The following is a 646-nucleotide window of genomic DNA, read 5'->3' on the forward strand; positions in this document are numbered from 1 at the left end:
GTGGAGCGACAGGGGGCAACGGATGAGGAGACCCGGAGACGGAACGCCGGGAAGGACCAGGTCCTCACTCCGCCGCGGAGCGCCTCCTGATCTTCGAGCCCAGCCACACCAGTGGGTCGTACTTGCGGTCCACGGCCCGTTCCTTCAGGGGGAGGACGAGGGCGACGGGGGGAGTTCCGCCGTGGACTTCGTGATGCCCGTGGTGGCCCTGGTCGCGGCCGGGGTGCTCGCGGGCTACGGGTTCGTGCGGCGCAGGCGGCGCGCGCGGGAGCGTACGACTCCCGGTGGGGCGCCGGTTCAGGCCGCGGAGCCTGCCGCCGGGGAACTCGACGAGCGGGCGCGGGCCGCGCTGGTCGCGGCCGACGACTGGGTGCGGGTCAGCGGGGAGGAGCTGGGGTTCGTCGCGGGGCGGTTCGGGGCGGGGGACGCCGAGCATGTGGAGCCCTTCGCACGGGTCCTGGCGGACGCGCGGGCCGAGTTGGCGGTCGCGTTCCGGATGCGGTGGCAGTACGAGGGCGGCGTGCCGGAGGAGGCCGCGGCTCGGCGCCATGCGCTGGCGGGGATCGTCGGGCGGTGCGAGGAGGCGGGGCGGTTGCTGGACGGGCAGGCCGCCGCGTTCGATCAGGCGCGGGGGCTGGAGGAGGGG

At 75.7% G+C, this 646-nt stretch carries 2 pseudogenes; one reads left to right on the forward strand and one right to left on the reverse strand.

The annotated features are described in order from the left end of the window. Positions 1-64 precede the first annotated feature (64 nt). Positions 65-157, reverse strand: a pseudogene (locus EAO75_RS44855) (succinate dehydrogenase/fumarate reductase iron-sulfur subunit); the annotation flags it as partial. Between the two features lie 24 nt (positions 158-181). On the opposite strand from EAO75_RS44855, the pseudogene EAO75_RS44860 reads away from it, so the two are divergent. Continuing rightward, a pseudogene (locus tag EAO75_RS44860) lies at positions 182-646 on the forward strand (hypothetical protein); the annotation flags it as partial.

Source organism: Streptomyces sp. UW30 (assembly GCF_008042075.1).
Lineage (GTDB): Bacteria > Actinomycetota > Actinomycetes > Streptomycetales > Streptomycetaceae > Streptomyces.